The organism is Methanosarcina sp. UBA411, from assembly GCF_002495725.1.
Classification (GTDB): domain Archaea; phylum Halobacteriota; class Methanosarcinia; order Methanosarcinales; family Methanosarcinaceae; genus Methanosarcina.
Window position 1 is genome coordinate 336418 of the sequence record NZ_DAGK01000034.1, and the last position, 18745, is coordinate 355162.

Below are 18745 nucleotides of genomic sequence, written 5' to 3' on the forward strand. Positions count from 1 at the left end.
GACTCCTATCCAATATTTTTTATCCAATACTTTTTTAATCAGACTGTCCTTAGATCACTGAATCAAAATTAGTAAATTAAAGTTATCACATTGTTTTCGTAGTTTTTACAGGTGATTTATCTTGTTCCTGGAATTAAAAGCTCAGGCTACATCAATCTTAAAAGACGCTATCCAAAAGGTCGGACTTGAAATTGAAGATTCCGAACTTTATTTCGAAACCTCTTCTTACGCTGACCTTGCAAGCAGGGCCGCTTTCAGGCTGGCAAGTCTGTACAAGCAAAACCCGAAAGAACTTGCAACCCGCATTGTTTCTGCAATCGAAATTCCGGATAATTCATACATAGGAGAGGTAAGTGCTTCTGGCCCTTACATTAACTTCCATGCAGGAAGGCACTATCTGGATAGGACAGTTACTGCAGTTCTTGAAGAAAAGGAGAAATTTGGCTGCGGAGCCCCAAAGGATAAAATTTTACTTGAGCACACCTCAGCAAACCCTAATGGTCCTTTACACGTAGGGCACATCCGAAACTCCATTATCGGAGACACTCTTGCCCGCATTCTCAGGAGAGCAGGATACGATGTAGAGGTACAGTATTATGTCAATGATATGGGCCGCCAGATCGCAGTAGTTTCCTGGGCATGCGAACGCTTTGAGCTTGACCTTTCCCGAAAACCCGACTCTGCCATTGCTGATGTGTATATCAAAGCCAATATCGAGCTGGATAAAAACCCGGAGTATGTAAAGGAAATTGATTCTCTTATGGAAAAGGTAGAAGCCGGGGATGTCAGGACAATCGACAGTTTTAACAACGCAGTTTCCCTGGCGATCTCAGGAATTAAGGAGACTCTGCTTCGTTTAAATGTCGTCCATGATAAGTTTGTCAACGAATCTAGTTTCCTTAAATCCGGGGCAGTGCATGATATTGTTGAAAGGATCAAGGCGACCGGCAGGACAAAAACAGACAAAGGGGCACTTGTGGTAGATCTTTCAGACTACGGGTTTAAAAAGACTCTTGTTATCCAGCGTTCAAACGGTACCTCTCTTTACACGACAAGAGATCTTGCTTACCATGAATGGAAAGCCGGACAGGCAGACCGCATAATCGATGTTTTCGGAGCTGACCACAAGCTGATTTCAGGCCAGCTAAGGGCCACCCTGAACGCAATCGGAGTCAAGGAACCTGAAGTCGTTATTTTTGAATTTGTCTCTCTCCCTGAAGGTTCAATGAGCACCCGTCGCGGGCAGTTCATAAGTGCAGATGAGCTCTTTGACAGGGTTACGGAAGCAGCCCTCGAACAGGTCGAAACTCGTCGTCCTGAGACCTCTTACGAATTCAAGAAGCAGGTTGCAGAAATGGTGGGAATAGGCGCGGTAAGATATGATATTGTAAGGGTCTCCCCGGAAAAATCCACGGTTTTCAACTGGAAAGAGGCTCTGGACTTTGAGAAGCAGGGCGCTCCTTATATCCAGTATTCCCATGCTCGTGCCTGCAGTATTCTCGAGAAAGCAAAAGAAGAAGTAGCCTGGGATCCCTCTGCAGAAATCGAGCCTTCTCTGCTTGTCGAGGACACTGAAATCGATCTTATCAAGAAGATGGCATCGTTTGACAGTATAATCGACCTTGCAGCCCGCGAACTCAAACCTCACGTGCTTGCGATCTATGCCCGTGAACTCGCTGATGCTTTTAACCAGTTCTACCGCTTTGTCCCTGTAATTGCTGCCGAGGACGAGAAAGTCAGGGCTGCAAGACTGGCTCTTGTGAACTGTGCAAGGATTGTGCTTGCAAACTCACTTGATACGCTTGGAATTGCAGCACCCGAATCTATGTAAGTAAAAAAATAAATGTCTGTATAGACATATTAAAAGGAGTTAGAGATAAAAATAAAAATAACTTTTTTATCTTTTTATTCTCTTTCCTTCTCTCTTCTTCCCTTTTCTTTTTGTTTCTCCTCAATCTTCCTTTTTTGAATATCATCTATCCGCTCCTGAAAAGGAGGTTTTGAGAAAAATATAAAATCTTTTGCAGCAAAAAATATAGTTTACAAATACTGATGCAGATATTATGACCACTATAAACGAAGCTTTTCGGATATTCTTGAATGAGCAGGAAGCTAGCTTGAAACCTGATGCCTTCTTGGACCTTGAAGATGTGATCCTTCTTTATGAAGAATTCCTGGAATTTAGTGCTGAAGATTCTTTCTCTGAAGAAGACAGAGAAATTTATAATGCCCGAAATGAACATGACAACAAGAGCTATTGCGACATTTTTGGTCCTGAGCATCTCACCCCATCCGGAATTAAGGAGTTTCTCAACGATTATGTAGTTGAAGTCGGAGGAGGCAAGAAGTTTACGGGTACAGCCGCTAGAGTCCTTGAAAAATTCTTTGAATGGGCTCAGGAAAAAGGTTACATTGACGAAAAGGCTTTTGAAGTAAATAGCAAGGTTCTCAAGAAGTATAAGAAAAGCTATTGAGTATTTAGAAAAATGGGAATTTTTTTGCTTTAGTTCTTCAGTAAAACTTTATATTTGTCTCATTATAATCATGCTCTTTCCTTAATACCTGATAGGTAACTTAGAGTGCTTATCCCATTTACTGACATAGGATATTTTGTTTCATTTCTATATTCTATTATAGTTTTTAGCATTGGATATTTTTCAATATTCTTATTCTTATATCTGGAAAATTTTGTCAGAAGCCTTGAGATTAAGGGATTTTCAAAGTGCATCCCCCATATCGGGTTATCTATTTTCTCGTCATAATAGCTGTGAATAAATGTCCTATAGTACTGTAGTTTTTCATATTTTGAGCGTTTCTCTAGAGGCTTAAGGTTTAAAATATCGGTAGTACAATCTATTTTTTTAAGTATGCTGAAGTCTCCTGAGAATAACCAATCTCTTGCATATTTTTTGTAAAGGTCCTGATTTACCCTGTGTTTTATTGGTATTTTCAGATAAAAATTAATCAGTTCGGTGTCCCAGAATGGTATTCTCCATTCATACCCGAAAAACTCATAGGTTCTGACTGAATTTATAATAAATTTGGGCTGTCTTTCATTAAAATCAAAAAATTCTATTGCATTTGCACAGGTTTCATTATCATTTATTTCCAGTCCAAATATTAAGTTCTTTAATTTTTCTTTAAAAATAGGTTCAAGCTCATAGTTATAGGGTAATTTCCAAAGATTGTAATGCATTCTCAGGGAATCTGCCAAAAAGGTTTCTAAATCATATCTTATTGAGGTGTCGAGGTAAGACTTGGGAATATGACTACCTGAAAGCACATCTCCGGTGTGTCCCGGAACAAAAACGGAATTGTCTGGAATTTTTCTCTGGTTTTTCAGTTCTTTGAGAGCGACAAAATCATGTATATGTGGCAGAGATGACAGGTTCCCAGCCCATTCTTGGAAATAATTGCCTTCTTTAGAGTTACGGCATTCATGACACTTTTGAGCTGTATACTTTACAAAAAACCATTCATATCCAAGAGCTTTTGCTACCTGTTTACTTATCATGGATTGTCGATTACCTTCTCTTCCATAACTAATACAGATAACGTCATTGACTCCAAGCCTTTTTAACATTGTAACAATAATACGCGAATCCAGTCCTCCACTTAAAGGCACAACCAACCGTTTTCCCTGTTTTATGGTACTTTCAATAAGTCTCGAAAAAACGTTTATAAAGACAGAATCCAGCATTTCAAGAAGCTTCTTTTCAGGCAGTCCATAATAGTTTCCATGTAAAAATCTGAAATAGTAGGAAGTTTTAAGGCTGTCCTTTTCTTTCTGATAACTTAAGATTTCTCCATTTCTCATTTGTTTTATGCTATCAAAGAGAGTATCTCTCCCTGTTACATAGCCTACAAGCATAAATTCTGCTGCATTTTCCTCATTAAGTTGCTGATTAATTTTGCTTTTTAAATAGCAAGCACTGTCTGACACAATAAATGTGTCTTCTGCTATTGTATAAAATAGTGGAATACTCCTTAGTTTGTCCACAGCACAAAATATCGTACTTTCAGTCTCAGCTACAATCGCAAACTCTCCATTTAACTCTTTAAGGAGATTTTCAATTTCTTTTTTCTGGCCGTGATTTTCTTTACAGATTAATGACGATATTAACTCAACGAATTCTTGTGGATTCAGGAGTCTATTATTAAAAAATACATTGCCTTTTAGATGATATGTAACTCCGTTAAATTCTATTTTTTTCCACGTATAATGCTTATTAAGTAAGCTTACCTCATTTTTCACTGTACACCCCCAAAATTGACCCCTTTATTAATTTATATTTTCCTACACTTTTCTTCAACTAAATGTTAAAACAATACAGCGAACGCTTAAGGTGGAATAATCTTTAATTTTAGAATTTCCATCCAATATGTCAGAAACTGTGGTTTATTTTTGATCGAAATTATTTGCCAGAAAACGCATCTATGTAAATATGATATTATTTATTAGCTCCAATCTATACTTCATTTGTTTAAATTCCTTTTTATAAAATATAATAATAACCTTGTGTTATTGAACAGGATGATTTCCAATAATTATAATACTTGATACTGTCTTAAATAACAGGTATGCAGGACGTTATTTTTATTGATGGAGGCAGTCTTCCCACGCCTGAAGGTATTACAAGGGAATGGGTAAAGACCGCGGCTGAAAACCGGGATGAGGACGAGAAACTTTTTTCTATGGTAAAGGAGGCTTTCCGGAGGAAAATAGATGTGGGAGTGCATGTACCCACTTATCCTCAGTTTAGAGATATGATAGGGCAGTTTCTGGATATTATAAAAAATGAAAAAAACTGTTATGAGCCTTATGTACTGAAAGAAGAAAATGCAAAGATCCTTGAGTTGGAGATAATTGACGAGGTTGCAAAACAGTACAGGGAAGAAACAGGAGAAACACTTGAAGTCAGGGTTTGTATTGCAGGCCCAACAGATCTCTACCTCCAGGCGTTTGGGGCAACGGATTATGTAGATGCATATCATGTCCTTGCACTGGACCTTGAAGATTTCATAAAACAGGCGTTTATGGCTGCGAAACACTTTAAAATAAAGGTTATAGCCCTGGATGAGCCAAGTCTCGGGATAAATGACAGAATTCAGTTTTCTGATACTGACATCATCTCTGCTCTCACTGTCGCTTCCACCTACGCCAGGAATCAAGGGACAGATATGGAAATTCATCTTCATTCTCCATTAAAATATAAACTTGTCTGCGAGACCCCTATCAATATTATAGGCTTTGAATATGCGGCAACTCCTTCTTACCTTAATCTTCTGGATAAAAAAGTGCTTGAGGACTCAAACACCTACATCAGACTTGGAGTCTCAAGAACCGATATCTCCAGCCTTATAGGCATTGTCAATGAGACTTATGGGGTCAATGCCTGGAAGGAAAGGGAGTACATGCAAAAAATCGTTACTGACCTTGAGACTCCGAATGTCGTAAAACAGAGGCTTGAAACGGCTTATTCTGTGCTTGGAGATCGGATAAAGTATGCAAGTCCGGATTGTGGACTGGCTTTTTGGCCGGATCAGGAACTTGCCTTCAAACTTCTTGAGAATACCGCAAAAGGCATTAATGAATTTAATGCGGAGAAAAAAAGTGAGGGCAACTAATTTTTTTGCAATAATCTCTCTTAAATAATAAGGATAATTTTTCCGAAATAATCTTCTCCTAAAAGATTGAATAGTCGAGTGAAATTTAAGTTTTCTAGTTTTTTTTCTTTTTTATATTTATTCTGTTTTCCAATAACGCTAAATCCTTAAAGGTCTACTAAGAGGATATGGAAGAAATCATCTTTGACGATATTGGGAGTTATCCCCTTCCTGAAGGAGTTAGTAAGGAATGGGTCCAAAATGCCTTTAAAACGAGAACCGAAGATGAGAAACTCTTTACGGTAATCAATGATGCCTTTCAGCAAAAAATAGATGCAGGTGTGAATGTTCCTACCTATCCCCAGTATCAGGATATGAATGAGCAGTTCCTGAGGGTGATCAGGGATTCTAACTGCTGTGACAGCCCCTTTGAGGTAAAACTTGAGTGTTCCAGGATCGAAGAGCTTGAGGCTATAGAGAAGGTTGCAAAAGCTTATAAGGAAAAGTTTGGAGAGACTCTGAAGGTAAGGATCTGTGTAACCGGTCCCACCGAACTTTATCTGAAAGAGTTTGGAGGTACAAAGTATACGGACATCTATTCTCTTTTTGCAAAAAGCGTGAATAATTTTGTTAGAAATTCCATGAGATCTGCAAAAAATTTCAAGATCGCAACGGTTTCTATTGATGAACCAAGTATAGGGCTGAACCCTGAGCTTGCTTTTGATGAAAACGATATTATTTCTGCCCTTACTAATGCTTCAAAAGCGGCCAGTAAGTGGGGAGCCGATGTAGAGGTTCACCTTCACTCTCCTCTTTACTATAATCTTGCCTGTGAAACTCCTACAATTAACGTTATAGGGGTAGAATCTGCTGGCACACCTTCTTACCTGGAATTAATAGATAAGAAAGTTCTGGAAGATACGGATTCTTTTCTGAGACTTGGGATTGCGAGAACCGATATTTATACTCTTGCAGGAATCCTTAGTGAAAGATACTGTACTAACGTCTGGAAAGATCAACAATATCTTCCGGAAATCGTAAGCGGACTTGAAACCCCTGCTACTATAACTAAGAGACTCAGGGTTTATTACAGGCGTTTTGGCAATCTGATTAAGTATGTAGGTCCTGACTGCGGGCTTGGCTCCTGGCCCAACCAGAGAATAGCTTTCATCCTGCTTTCCAATGTAGCTCAGGGTATAAAGGATTTCAGGGAATCTCTCTGACCCTGAACTCTTTAATTAGCTTTTATATGAAATTTATCTGGAAAATCCGTAACCTGAAAGGGCCATAGCCTGAGAAATTAGGCTTCGTTTTTCCTTCCAGTAGAAGTTACATAGTAAAATTGTATTTCTTGAAAAATAGCCGACAGATGCCAAAGCACAGTGGAAATAGAGGGGTATTTTTATAAACTCTTTTTATAGCAAATTTCGATTTTCAGGATTTTTAATCATTTGTCGAGTCTCCCGTGCCTTCTATCGATATCATCCATCATATCCAGCATTTTTCGAATAGCAGTTCGAATAGCATCAGATTGACTGACAAATTTTTTGTTATCTCCTACATGTCTATTCAGGTCATCTAGAAGTTCTTGGGGAATTTCGACACTTACTTTTGGCATTAGAGCTGCACCTTTTAGATTTTTATATATTTGATATTTTTTACCAATTGATAACAATCAATTAGTCATTTCCAAATATGTTACTGATATTTTAATAATGTGAGGTTATGGGATTACCTTATAGGATAAATTGTTGAGTTATAAATTCGATCTACAGAAATAATCCTGTAATGGATTCCCATCTAGCGGATTTTCATCTAAGGGTTTTATATAACAGATTTGAAATTCTGAATTTTTAAGAATCCAGGATAAACCTAGGACAAAATCAAGCACGAAATCGGGGCACAATTTTTTTGATCAAGGGTATTTTCTGCATTACTGCTACAATGATAAGAGAAACAGTGAACAATAAGCCTGTAACCTACAGGATAGATATTATCGGGCTTAGAAAAGACGGAGATAGTAAAAACACACCGAATATCCCGTGACGTACATAATGCAATAGCATTGGATGAAATAAGGTATTAATATAAAAAATTAAAATAACATAATGCTCCAGATTTAAAAGCCATATTTTGCTATATAATGACTAAGATTAACAAAAATTCTATTAGTTAATTAATGAAAGAGTCCATAAATCGATGAAAAATGCTCAAAATTAGTAAAAGAATACTCAAAATCACTTAACGAAATCTCAGAAATAGATAACGATAGCGGGCCCGAAGGGATTTGAACCCCCGGCCTATGGATTAAGAGTCCATCGCTCTGCCTGACTAAGCTACGGGCCCACACATTATTATTCTTGCTAAATAAGCGATTCTCAGAATGGATCTTTAATTATTTATAAGTTTCGGCATGGGTACTTTTCCTTTATAATCTTTCCGAAATAAATCTGAATTTTGTAGAATTTTTTCAGGCTTTTTAAGTAAAAATCTTTCAAAAATTTTTAAATTTTATAAAGAATCTATTTTATTCAGATTATTTTTATTTTTTAAATGCATTGACCTTATTTAAGTATCTTTCAAATTAGAAATCAGAAATCTGACAATGAGAAGTTAACTTTTTTCCTAACTTCATTACTTTTCTTTTTTCACAGATATTAAAGCAAAACGTTATATACAAGCGAATATGAGTATGACCAATTAATTGACTTATCCGAAGCTCTGTTGGGGATCAGTTAATCAAATAGATTAAGTAGAATGTGTACTTCCTGAATTTGGGTTCAAGTTTGGCTTGTTAAGTACTTTTTTACTCTTTTCTGTCGATAGAGCTTTCTTAAGCTAATTAATAGAAGTCAAAGGAATGAATGTAATGTTTAGAGATGAACGTGCTCCTGTGCCCATTGAAGAGGGCGAAACCTACGACGTAACTATTCAGGATATTGCTCGCCAGGGAGACGGCATTGCCCGTATCGAAGGTTTTGTAGTTTTTGTCCCGAATACAAGTGTTGGCGATGAAGTCCAGATTAAGATCGAAAGAGTACTTCCCAAATTTGCATTTGCAAGCATTGTCGAGTAAATGCAGGAAAATAAAGTAACTGTATTAAATTTAAGTAAATTAAAGGAATGATTTCCCATGTTCAGAGAAGAAAGTCGCTCAGTCCCTGTCGAAGAGGGCGAAGTTTACGATGTAACTATTCAGGATATTGCTCGTCAGGGAGACGGCATCGCTCGCATTGAGGGTTTTGTAGTCTTTGTCCCGGGCACCAAAGTTGGTGACGAAGTTCGGATTAAAGTCGAAAGAGTACTTCCCAAATTTGCATTTGCAAGCATTGTCGAGTAAGTGCAGGAAAATAAAGTAACTGTATTAAATTTAAGTAAATTAAAGGAATGGTTTTCATGTTCAGAGAAGAAAGTCGCTCAGTCCCTGTCGAAGAGGGCGAAGTTTACGATGTAACTATTCAGGATATTGCTCGTCAGGGAGACGGCATTGCTCGCATTGAAGGTTTTGTTATCTTTGTCCCGGGCACCAAAGTTGGCGATGAAGTCCGGATTAAAGTCGAAAGGGTACTTCCCAAATTTGCATTTGCAAGCGTTGTCGAGTAAACTCCGTAAATAAATCATATCATCTTCAATTAATTATTAGGAATGGTTTTCATGTTCAGAGATGAAAGCAGCTCAGTTCCTGTTGAAGAGGGCGAAGTTTACGACGTAACTATTCAGGATGTTGCTCGCCAGGGAGACGGGATCGCCCGTATCGAAGGTTTTGTTATTTTTGTCCCCGGCACCAAAGTTGACGATAAGGTTCGGATCAAAATCGAACGGGTTCTTCCCAAATACGGTTTTGCCAGCCTTGTTGAGTAAGCAGGATATTTGAAACGAAAAAAAGCGAGACTGAAGAATAATATTTACATATAATTTTTCAGTCTCCTTTCCATTCACATACTTATTAATCTCCTAATTTTCATTCTTGGAGTTATTTTCCTTTTATCTATTCTTGTTTTTATGCGTTTATAGTCTGTTATATTCTTATCTACTTATTGTCTTTCCAGCTTATTTTGATAGGATCATATTTTTTGCATATTTCATCATGTTCTTTATGCTTTAATTGTTTGTTCACGGCGTCTGATAGTGAACATTCGATGCTATTATATAATAGATATTCAATCATATTTTGAAAACTAAATTGACAAATTTTTGCCAATGCTTCAGAGATGTTTGCTTTACATATATAGCCGGGAAAGTATCCCGGAGTGATTTCTAATGATTCGTTTTATCAAGTACCACCCCAGGTCCAATACTTACATCATTGAAAAACGGGCTTTTCTTGAGGAAGATCTTACTCTGAACGGCAATGTAATTGTCGGGCAAGAAGTTAAGTTCTGGAAGAACCTCACAGTGACTGGCAGGCTTGAACTCGGAAAAGGCTCTATTGTTAAGGGCAATGTAAAAGCCAAAAGTGCTCTCATCTGTTCCGAGGCAAAAGTTCTGGGTAATATAGAGACAGATTCTGAACTCGTTCTTCTTGATAGAGCTAAAATAAATGTTGCGGCCTGCCAGGGAGATATCCACGTCAGGCCCGGGTGCACACTAGACTCCGTAAAAGCAGACGGTACACTTGAACTTATTGGAAAAGTTATTATCAGAAAAGTGGAACCATTAACAAAAGTGATTATCCGAGCTGAAGAATAACGGAGTTTTCTACAGGAATTTAACTTTTTTCTTTTTCTTCTTTGTTTGCCTCTTCACACTGTGACTTATCTCTATTTTGTCAAAAACATAGTACCTTACCTGTGGAACCTTTCTTCTTCCAGAAGTCTCAGGACGCGGTCCCTTAAATGGTTAACCTCTGGGCTTGTTCTGGATCGCGGGCGGGGAAGATCCACTTTTACAATCTCTTTTATTCTTCCTGGTCTTGCGGTCATGACCACTATTCTATCCGAAAGAACAACTGCCTCATCCACACTGTGAGTTACAAAAAGGAAGGTCACATGTTTCTGTTCCCATATCTTCAGGAGTTCATCCTGGAGAACATTTCGAGTCTGAGCGTCAAGGGCCCCAAAGGGCTCGTCCATAAGGAGGACTTCAGGCTCATTGGCGAGGGCTCGTGCAATGGCTGCACGCTGCTGCATACCTCCGGAAAGTTCATATGGATAACTATTTTTGAACTGCTCAAGGCCCACAAGCTCTATATATTTCTCCACATGTTTCCGGGCTTCAGACTTACTAATTCCCTGCATTTCAAGCCCGAAAGTAATATTGTCGATGACTGTTCTCCAGGGAAACAGGGAATATTGTTGGAAAACCATGCCTCTTTTAGGGTCCGGGCCAGTTATAGGAACTCCATTGAGTGTAATTTCTCCTGAAGTCTGGGTTTCAAGTCCTGCAGCAATACGGAGCAGAGTGGTCTTCCCACAGCCGGACGGTCCTAGAAGGCAGATAAACTCTCCGTCTTCAACATCAAAGCTCACATCATGTAAGGCTTCTGTACCTGAATTGTCTTCTTTTTTAGTGAAAATACGTGAAATATTTTTTACATTTACTCTGCCCATTTTATACCACAGTTCCTGATGTCCATCTCAGTAATTTTGCGTCTACATAACGTCTGAAGAAGCGGTCAATTAAAAGGCCCACGAATCCTAGCAGGATCATATAAACGAGTACAAAATCCATCCTGTGTAGATAATAATTGTGCCAGATCTGATATCCAAGTCCCCTGTTACTAACTCCAAACATTTCCGCAGCTACAAGGCACATCCAGCCGACTCCCATGGAAATCCTGATTCCTGCAACAATTGAAGGCATAGCTGAGGGAATTGCGATATGACGTATAAGATCCAAATTTCGGGTACAACCAAGAACCTTTGCTGCTTCAACATAAACTTTAGGTACATTTTTAAACCCAGTATAAGTATTGACAATAATAGGAAATACCATTCCTGCAAACACAACGAAACCCGCAGCCTGATGAGTCAATCCAAACCATACAATTGCAAAGGGAATCCAGGCAAGAGGGGGGATCGGGCGAAGTATCTCTATTATAGGATCAATTGCTCTGTTTGCTTCCTTGAACCATCCCATAATTATTCCGAGAGGAATTCCTATTACGAATGCTGCAATAATACCGATTGAGAAATGAAGCAGACTTGTCAGTGCATCCGTGAAAATTAGTCCACTTTCAATGATTGAAAAGAAAGAGGTGGTTACATCATAAAAACTAGGCAGAAGCAACTTATTCTGTACTATTCTATCCGCTACAAGCTGCCATATCGCAATTACTATTATTAGAGACAGTGCTTCAATACCATTTTCTTTTATTGTTTTTATGAAATTATTTTTCATGTCTACTTAAAAGGATTCTTACTTTTTTACCTTTCCGGCACATTTTATCTCTCAGAAAAAAGAGAATTTGAGGTTGTCCCTTATATATGCAGAGGCAACCGAACTTTATTTTATTCTTTGTTATTCCTTAGCTTGTTCCTCACTTATTGCTTTCTCATAGAAGCTTGTATCAAAGATCTCTTCCTGTGTCAGGGCTTTTGGAATATACCCAAGCTCATACTGAACGTTTGAGTAATTGACAGCTGAGTTTTCGATCAAGGCGGGGTCTGTAATCCATTTTCCATCCCATTCCTTAAGAGATGCCTTTACAATTTCAAGATTCTCTGAAGTTTTGTTTGAGTAAATTTGGGCAGCTTCGTCCACATGCTCCTGGTTATATTCTGTTGCCTTAATATGTGTCTTTGCAATCTGTTCCACAATATCCGGGTGTTCCCTGATAAGTTTTCCACTTACGACAAGTACACAGCAGGAATGGTTTGCTTCCATTTCTCCAGACTGTACTATGATACGCCCATTACCTTCCTTTTCTACAACTGTTGGGGAGGGGTGAGGCAGGAATACAGCATCAACCTGTTTGGCTGAAATTGCAGTGACAGCATCTCCTGGAGCCATTCCAAGAATTGTCACATCTTTTTCAGGGTCAAGCCCGTTTTCCTTGAGCCAGTTCCTGATCAGGGTATCCTGAATTGTGCCTGGCGGGTAAGTAGCGATCTTAAGGCCCTTTAAGTCTTGAGGGCTTTCGTATTTGTACTCGGGCCGAAGGACAAGACTTGAACCGTTTATCTGGACAGGCTCAATAATCTTTGCGTCAAGGCCCTGGCTGAGAGCTGTGATCACAGGGGCTGCCCCTACATAGGCAACATCCAAGTCTCCAGCCAGCATTGCCTGCATTTCAGGAGCTCCTGTCGGAAACTGGTATTCATTGATCTTCGTTATTCCATATGGTGCAAGGTCTGATTTCCACCATCCTTTTTCAGCCGCAGTCATATATGCGATCTGATGGGTACTTGGCTGATAGCCAATATTCAGTTCGGTAAGTGTAGAAGTCTCATTTACTTCACTTTTATTACCTTCATTACTAGATGTGCAGCCAGATACGAAGATAGATGCAACCATCAATAAAACGAGTAAAATTATACCTAATTTCTTCAAAGCTTCACCTCGATAATATTTACAACTGGTAATAATTCATGTACTGATAATCCATATAAATGATAACATCCATTACTTAAATAACATTTTTATAACATTTTTTTTGAAATTTGGTCTTTCTTCATTAAGAAAAATTAACAGGCTTTCCATCTTTCTTTTTGTCATCTCTCAATAAACTACTTTGAGAAGAATTTTATATCTCCATATAAGAATTCCAATTATAATAAAAAGTATATACGCTGCTGGATATTAATATTTTTTTACACTTCCTATATATAACCTCTCAAAGCTGTTTTTATTATATCCCAAATGTATTAATACATCTGGACATATTTCTCATTAAGGACTATATTTCCTGCAAAATGTAGATTATTTACCGTCGTTAAAAACTCTTTACAGAGTTTAAAAGGTTGAATTTTATGAATGTTGCAGACAAGGTTATCAAATCCGCATTCGAATCCGATGAGGTTTTTCAAAAAACACTTTCCACTGTAATTAAAGAGGATCTTAACCTCACTGCTGTGGATTTCGCCAAAAAAGCAAATATACCTCCGAGTACCCTTTACAAGATCCTGTCCGGGAACCGGGATCCCAATATTAAAACTCTCCGCCAGATCGTTAAAACAATCCGCGATATTAATGAATCAGACAGTGGAGATTTTATTGCTGTAATTGCAGCCCGCACGGTACTTGACAATATAGTAGAAACAAAGAAAAAGATAGCTGGTAGGCTGGTCACAATCAGGGAATATTCTGCAACCTCAATGGAAGAAGCCATAATAGCAGCAGTTAACGCCGAAAGAGATGGAGCAAAATCCCTGGTCTGCGCTCCTATAGTAGGCCCGACTGTGGATAAAATTCTAAATATTCCTGTCACAACAATTATCCCGAAAAACAGTCTCCTAGATGCGATTGAACTTGCGCTCAAAAAGATGGAGTAAAGTACAGTCGGGCATTCAAAATAAATCTATGTGGCGTGGAACAATGAGTGTTGCGAAATAAAAGATACTGAATAGCTATCAGCAAAACCCTGAAAAACTGCTGAATTTAAATCAAAGTTGTATTTTTTATTTTAAAAATAGAAAGGGTCCGCGTTTTATGTTAACGCGGGAATTTTAAGTCTTTACTCTTTTTTGTTTTTGAATTTCATTTTCCTGAAGAGTTTATCTTCCTGGATTTACTTCTTCATTAACTCCTTAAACTTTTCCTGAATCGTTCCAATATCCCCACCGCCTTTTGTAAAGTAGTAAGCAGCTCCACCGACTATTAACAGGATAATGGCTATAAAAGCATAGAGCAGTAAGGAAGATTTTTCCTTTACAGTGTAGGTTGCAGTTTCTCCTCCAATTTCTACCGTGTAGGTTCCTGGCACATCTTCTGCGTACTCAAAGGTTACAGTCGTATTATTTCCAACATCCAGGGAAACTTCTTTTGAGTCGCTTACGTTTCCGTTAATAAGCAATTCTACACTCTCATTTCCTGCAGCATTGCCTTTATTTCCGATATTTATCGAAATTGCCGCATCCTTTCCTGCACTTACCTCTAAAGGCTCAATTACCAAGTTTGAATATTCGAAGACAGCTTCAAAATCTTTTACTTTTACATTTACTTCCTTATCCTCGAATCCTTCCTTTGTTATGCTCAATTCCAGATTGCCACTTTTATCTGTCGTATAGGCAGTTTTTCCGTCGGAATCTGTTTTGGCAATTGTATCTCCATCAATCGATACAGCTGCACCCTTAATGGGCTCGCCACCGATCGCCTTGACAACCTCAATGTTCAGGGTGTCGCCAACATAAACTGTCTTCGGTGAAATGGTGACTATCATTTCTTCTTTCGGAGCACTGACGTTAATATTTTTGTTTGCGGTTTTGTAGTCATCCTTTTCTGCAGTTATCTTGAAGGTTCCAATCTCTTTAGCGGTATACTCGACAACCCCATCGTCACTTGTTTCGCCTACACTGCTTTCGTTAACCAAAACATTAGCGCCTTCGATTTCTTCTCCACCTGCAGTCACTTTGATATCAAATGTATCTCCTGCATAGATTTTATCAGGTACATTTATTTTCAGTGAGTTATTGTCGTCTCCATTGCCACCGGTTTCAACCTCTACAAAGGGGTAGAACCTGAGATTACTGTCATCAGCAGTTTTGAAACTGACATTACCCATTATCTCAACGGTTTCATCCTGGCCAAGTCCGATGTTACCATCGTTCTTCATTGTGATGCCACTTTCAGAGACACTGGTAACCTCCATCTCACCAAAGGGATCTCCATTGTTGATTTCAGTGTAATCGTCCGAGAGCTGGAAGAGACCTTGTATGAAGACAGCGGAGGTCTCTCCTTGAAAAACCGTGCCGATATGGGCAATGATTATGGGCACATCTTCTGCTTCTCCAAGATCAGCTTCATAGACATAATCATCGCCAGATTTGAGGAATGCCTCATCTACTACATCACCATCTTTTTCAAGTTGTACCCGGACAGATTCTCCATTGATATCCACTTCTACGATATTCAAAGAATAACCATCTTCAAGGGCAAGGGCAGAACCTGAATCCATAGACCTTTTATCGTCGTTGTCTGTAAGTACTTTACAAAGAATGTTGTCCGAAAGAAGGCTTACATCATCAACAGCTCCTTTCACGGAGTCTTCAGTATATCCGGCAAAGTATTTGTCTGCCATGAAACCAATAACTGTGAAGTTGCCCCATTCGTTGTGTTCAAAATCAACGGCTTGAGGTGTGGACTTGTAGACAAGTTTATCTGAAGGTATATCTCTATCTCCAAGCTCTTCTACTGTAAGGTTTTCAGTCCCAATTCCTTCATCTATGTTGTAATAGAAACCTTCAAAGTTAAAGGGTGTCCAGCTGGGGAGTGAGTCACCATCGATTTTCTCGTCATAGACAGTTCCGCGCAGCTCGTAGGTGCCGGCTTCCGAAGTGTCAAGGACCGGGGCAAAGCGCAGTTTGTTGTCATCAGCTACCTGAATCTGTATTTTACCCATTAGGTCTACTGTATCTCCCTTATCAAGTCCGACGCTATCATCATTCTTCATCTTTATTTCATTGCTGCTCAGGGAGGTTACTTCCATTTCTCCGAATGTGTCTCCGTTTTCAAGTTCTACGTACTCGTCTGAAATTTGGAAAAGACCCTGTATGAAGACAGCGGAGGTCTCACCTCCTTGAAAAACCGTGCCGAAATGAGCAATGATTATGGGTATATCTTCTGTTTCTCCAAGATCAGCTTCATAGACATAGTCTTCACCAGATCTGATAAAAGCTTCATCTACTACGTCTCCATCTTTTTCAAGCTGTACCCGGACAGATTCTCCATTGATATCCACTTCCACGATATTCAGGGAATATCCTTCCTCGAGAACAAGAGAATCTCCGGCATTCGCTGATTTTTTATCGTCAATATCTATGAGAATCTTGGAAAGAACCCCATCAGAAATAGGGCTGACGTCATCTCCTACAACTTCAGATTCATTTTTAGTATAGCCTGCAAAGTATTTCTCTGCCATGAATCCGATTATCTGGTACGAACCCCATTTACTGTATTCAAAATCGGTTTCAGTAGGTCTTGTTATGTATTCAATATTTTCTGATTTTATGCTTCTACCTATATCTGTAATGGTCATCTCTTCAGAGGATACTCCTGAGTCAAGGTCATAATAGAAGCCTGAGTAACTCTGGGCGGTCCATGTGTAAGTTTCGGGCATTCCCTCTTCCCATATCCTGTTTCCAGTTGAATTGTCTGTGGGTCCGACGTTCAAAGTCCACTTTTTTGTCGATGACTCATAAACAGAATTAGGATCGCTGATCACTGCCTTGAGGGTAAAATTTCCTGTACTGTCCTCTTGAAAATCGTATGAAGAAGAGGTTACACTTTCCTCTTTTTTCTGTGATTTGTCTTCAACAAACCATTCAACATTAATGTTTTGGTTGTCTGTGCTGGAGTTGACTTTGAAAGTTTTAGACACTCCTTTATCTACTGAAATATCTCCTTCGGAGGGGTCAGTCTTAACAGATAATCCTCCGGCTGCTTTCCCTTCAACGTTCCAGGCTGCTATTTGCTCTCCTTCTACACTGGCTGTCACCTTGTACGAACCTGACCGGAAGACATGACTGAGAGTCGCAATATTATTCCCGCCAGTAGGACTTGTTGTGCTATTTCCATTTTCAGTCCATACAACATTTGCTGTTTCATTTAAAGGAATGGTGAAGGTTTGAGTTTCACCCACTATTCCTATAACAGTCGAATTCTGTGAGGGTGTAGGGTCTGACACTATACTGGGAGCTGCAGCTGTAGCTCCACAAAGTAACCCTAGTACCAGAATTGCTGTAAATATTTGTAAAATAGCTTTACTCATGTTTCATCCTTCTAAACATTGTGCATAAATTCTATTTGTTATCTTTATATCAAATCTTTATATCAAATCTTTATATCAAAATCTTTCAAATTTACTTTGTTTTTATAATTTTCATGAAGTTTCTTTATTAATATTTTTTATTATTTCCATAACTCTAGTTTTTGATCGGGGGATTTAAAGTCTTATTTGGTATTAACTCAAGATAATCTCTCAGCAGCTTCGGCTTTTAGCTGCTGGTATCCTCTCTGCTCTATAGTTATAAGTTTACATTCCGGGGATTCGAGTACAATGCCTGCTTCATACTTTGTACATTCTCCTATAACAGTTAAGTTACATATATTTTGTACTTTTTTCATCTTTTGGGGGTCAATTGTAATAAGAAGTTCGAAATCTCCGCCCATGTACAGGGCAAATTCCCTCAGCTTGTCCGAATTTGAAGCAAATTTCCGGACCTCTTTGAGGATGGGAAGTGAATTTTCCCGAATTCTAAAGCCTATATTGCTCTGCTTGGCAAGGTCGTAAAGGGACATCGCAAGGCCATCACTTGTATCCATCATGGATGTTACTGCTCCGGACTCGGCCAGTATTCTGGCTTCTTTCGTGCGTGGAATGGGCTCAAAAAGCGCCTTCAGGACTGTTTCACTCACTGGTTTTCTCGATTGAAGGGCTTCCAGGGCTGCCCCTGCAGATCCTGTATATCCAGTGATACAGACAAGGTCGCCTGGCCTTGCTCCACGCCGCAGGAGGAGATGGCTTTTTTTTACTCTGCCAAGTGCCGTCCCCGTAATTGTCAGTTCTGCGTGGGTATCAAGGTCACCTCCGATAATCGCAGTCCCGCAGAATTCGGCACACGCCTGCATACCTTTTGCAAGTTCTTTAACAAAAGCAATTTCGGTATCTGCAGGCATTCCAATTGCCATGACAAGCCCTGTGGGCTCTGCACCCATGGCTGCAATATCACTGAAATTTACGGCTGCTGACATCCAGCCCATTTGCCAGGGGGTCATCTCTTCCGGAAAATCGGTAGTCCTATGCAGCATATCAGTAGTAACAACCAGGCAGTCTTCTCCTTTCAGGTCAAGAACAGCGCAGTCATCCGAACCGGCGCCTATAAGGATTCCTTCCTGTCCTTTCTCCCTGCCATCAGGTGCTTTGAAAATCTCAGATAAGATGGAGATTAGAGCGCGTTCTCCGACTGAAGATACTTTTGTGTTTTTCATGGTCTTTTTTGAAAAATATGACTTTTGCTTTCTTTTCTATAAATACATGCTC

Annotated in this window: 18 protein-coding genes and 1 tRNA gene; 11 read left to right on the plus strand and 8 right to left on the minus strand. The window is 39.2% G+C overall.

Going from position 1 to position 18745, the window contains the following annotated elements; genetic code table 11:
* The first annotated feature begins 121 nt into the window (after window positions 1-121).
* Entirely contained in the window at window positions 122-1831 is a 1710-nt protein-coding gene (gene argS, locus BP861_RS14710; RefSeq protein WP_292376750.1) for an arginine--tRNA ligase, read from the plus strand.
* A 232-nt stretch (window positions 1832-2063) separates the two neighbouring features.
* Complete coding sequence (locus BP861_RS14715; protein WP_292376751.1) at window positions 2064-2474, plus strand: hypothetical protein; 411 nt, start codon at window positions 2064-2066, stop codon at window positions 2472-2474.
* A gap of 68 nt (window positions 2475-2542) precedes the next feature.
* Here BP861_RS14715 and BP861_RS14720 read toward each other — a convergent pair whose 3' ends face one another.
* Window positions 2543-4255 carry an asparagine synthetase B family protein gene (locus tag BP861_RS14720; protein WP_292376752.1) on the minus strand — a complete coding sequence of 571 codons (1713 nt, stop codon included), beginning with the start codon at window positions 4253-4255 and terminating at the stop codon, window positions 2543-2545.
* 326 nt (window positions 4256-4581) lie between these two features.
* Between BP861_RS14720 and BP861_RS14725 the strand changes: the two genes are divergently transcribed.
* Together BP861_RS14725 and BP861_RS14730 are read left to right on the plus strand one after the other, a co-directional pair.
* Window positions 4582-5628 carry a methionine synthase gene (locus BP861_RS14725; protein WP_292376753.1) on the plus strand — a complete coding sequence of 349 codons (1047 nt, stop codon included), beginning with the start codon at window positions 4582-4584 and terminating at the stop codon, window positions 5626-5628.
* 167 nt (window positions 5629-5795) lie between these two features.
* Window positions 5796-6830 (plus strand): methionine synthase, encoded by a 1035-nt coding sequence (locus tag BP861_RS14730; RefSeq protein ID WP_292376754.1) that lies wholly within the window; start codon window positions 5796-5798, stop codon window positions 6828-6830.
* Window positions 6831-7054: 224 nt separating this feature from the next.
* On the opposite strand, the gene BP861_RS14735 is transcribed toward BP861_RS14730, so the two are convergent.
* Window positions 7055-7225 (minus strand): ribbon-helix-helix domain-containing protein, encoded by a 171-nt coding sequence (locus tag BP861_RS14735; protein WP_128506349.1) that lies wholly within the window; start codon window positions 7223-7225, stop codon window positions 7055-7057.
* 293 nt (window positions 7226-7518) lie between these two features.
* Between BP861_RS14735 and BP861_RS14740 the strand changes: the two genes are divergently transcribed.
* A complete protein-coding gene (locus BP861_RS14740) occupies window positions 7519-7653 on the plus strand; it encodes a hypothetical protein (RefSeq protein ID WP_292376755.1) in 135 nt (44 codons plus the stop codon).
* 226 nt (window positions 7654-7879) lie between these two features.
* Here the strand turns inward: BP861_RS14740 and BP861_RS14745 are convergent.
* Window positions 7880-7953 (minus strand) — tRNA-Lys (locus BP861_RS14745).
* Window positions 7954-8476: 523 nt separating this feature from the next.
* Here BP861_RS14745 and BP861_RS14750 point away from each other — a divergent pair.
* The 5 genes from BP861_RS14750 (at window position 8477) to BP861_RS14770 (ending at window position 10296) form a co-directional block, all read left to right on the plus strand.
* Complete coding sequence (locus BP861_RS14750; protein ID WP_011306042.1) at window positions 8477-8683, plus strand: TRAM domain-containing protein; 207 nt, start codon at window positions 8477-8479, stop codon at window positions 8681-8683.
* A 57-nt stretch (window positions 8684-8740) separates the two neighbouring features.
* On the plus strand, window positions 8741-8947 hold the full coding sequence (locus tag BP861_RS14755; RefSeq protein WP_292376756.1) for a TRAM domain-containing protein: 207 nt from the start codon (window positions 8741-8743) through the stop codon (window positions 8945-8947).
* Window positions 8948-9003: 56 nt separating this feature from the next.
* The gene (locus tag BP861_RS14760) at window positions 9004-9210 is read left to right on the plus strand and encodes a TRAM domain-containing protein (protein ID WP_011033303.1); all 207 of its coding nucleotides are present in this window, start codon (window positions 9004-9006) and stop codon (window positions 9208-9210) included.
* Window positions 9211-9261: 51 nt separating this feature from the next.
* Window positions 9262-9468, plus strand: a complete 207-nt coding sequence (locus tag BP861_RS14765) for a TRAM domain-containing protein (protein WP_292376757.1) — start codon at window positions 9262-9264, stop codon at window positions 9466-9468.
* Between the two features lie 399 nt (window positions 9469-9867).
* Entirely contained in the window at window positions 9868-10296 is a 429-nt protein-coding gene (locus tag BP861_RS14770; protein WP_292376758.1) for a polymer-forming cytoskeletal protein, read from the plus strand.
* A gap of 95 nt (window positions 10297-10391) precedes the next feature.
* Here the strand turns inward: BP861_RS14770 and BP861_RS14775 are convergent, their stop codons facing one another.
* From BP861_RS14775 to BP861_RS14785, 3 genes are all read right to left on the minus strand, one after another.
* A complete protein-coding gene (locus tag BP861_RS14775; protein ID WP_292376759.1) occupies window positions 10392-11156 on the minus strand; it encodes an ABC transporter ATP-binding protein in 765 nt (254 codons plus the stop codon).
* 1 nt (window position 11157) lies between these two features.
* Window positions 11158-11946 carry an ABC transporter permease gene (locus BP861_RS14780; protein WP_292376760.1) on the minus strand — a complete coding sequence of 263 codons (789 nt, stop codon included), beginning with the start codon at window positions 11944-11946 and terminating at the stop codon, window positions 11158-11160.
* A 120-nt stretch (window positions 11947-12066) separates the two neighbouring features.
* The gene (locus BP861_RS14785; protein WP_292376761.1) at window positions 12067-13098 is read right to left on the minus strand and encodes an ABC transporter substrate-binding protein; all 1032 of its coding nucleotides are present in this window, start codon (window positions 13096-13098) and stop codon (window positions 12067-12069) included.
* Window positions 13099-13517: 419 nt separating this feature from the next.
* On the opposite strand from BP861_RS14785, the gene BP861_RS14790 reads away from it, so the two are divergent.
* On the plus strand, window positions 13518-14039 hold the full coding sequence (locus BP861_RS14790; protein WP_292376762.1) for a helix-turn-helix domain-containing protein: 522 nt from the start codon (window positions 13518-13520) through the stop codon (window positions 14037-14039).
* 236 nt (window positions 14040-14275) lie between these two features.
* Here BP861_RS14790 and BP861_RS14795 read toward each other — a convergent pair whose 3' ends face one another.
* A complete protein-coding gene (locus BP861_RS14795; RefSeq protein ID WP_292376763.1) occupies window positions 14276-17473 on the minus strand; it encodes an S-layer protein domain-containing protein in 3198 nt (1065 codons plus the stop codon).
* 197 nt (window positions 17474-17670) lie between these two features.
* Window positions 17671-18693, minus strand: a complete 1023-nt coding sequence (gene thiL, locus BP861_RS14800; RefSeq protein WP_292376764.1) for a thiamine-phosphate kinase — start codon at window positions 18691-18693, stop codon at window positions 17671-17673.
* Window positions 18694-18745: the final 52 nt, after the last annotated feature.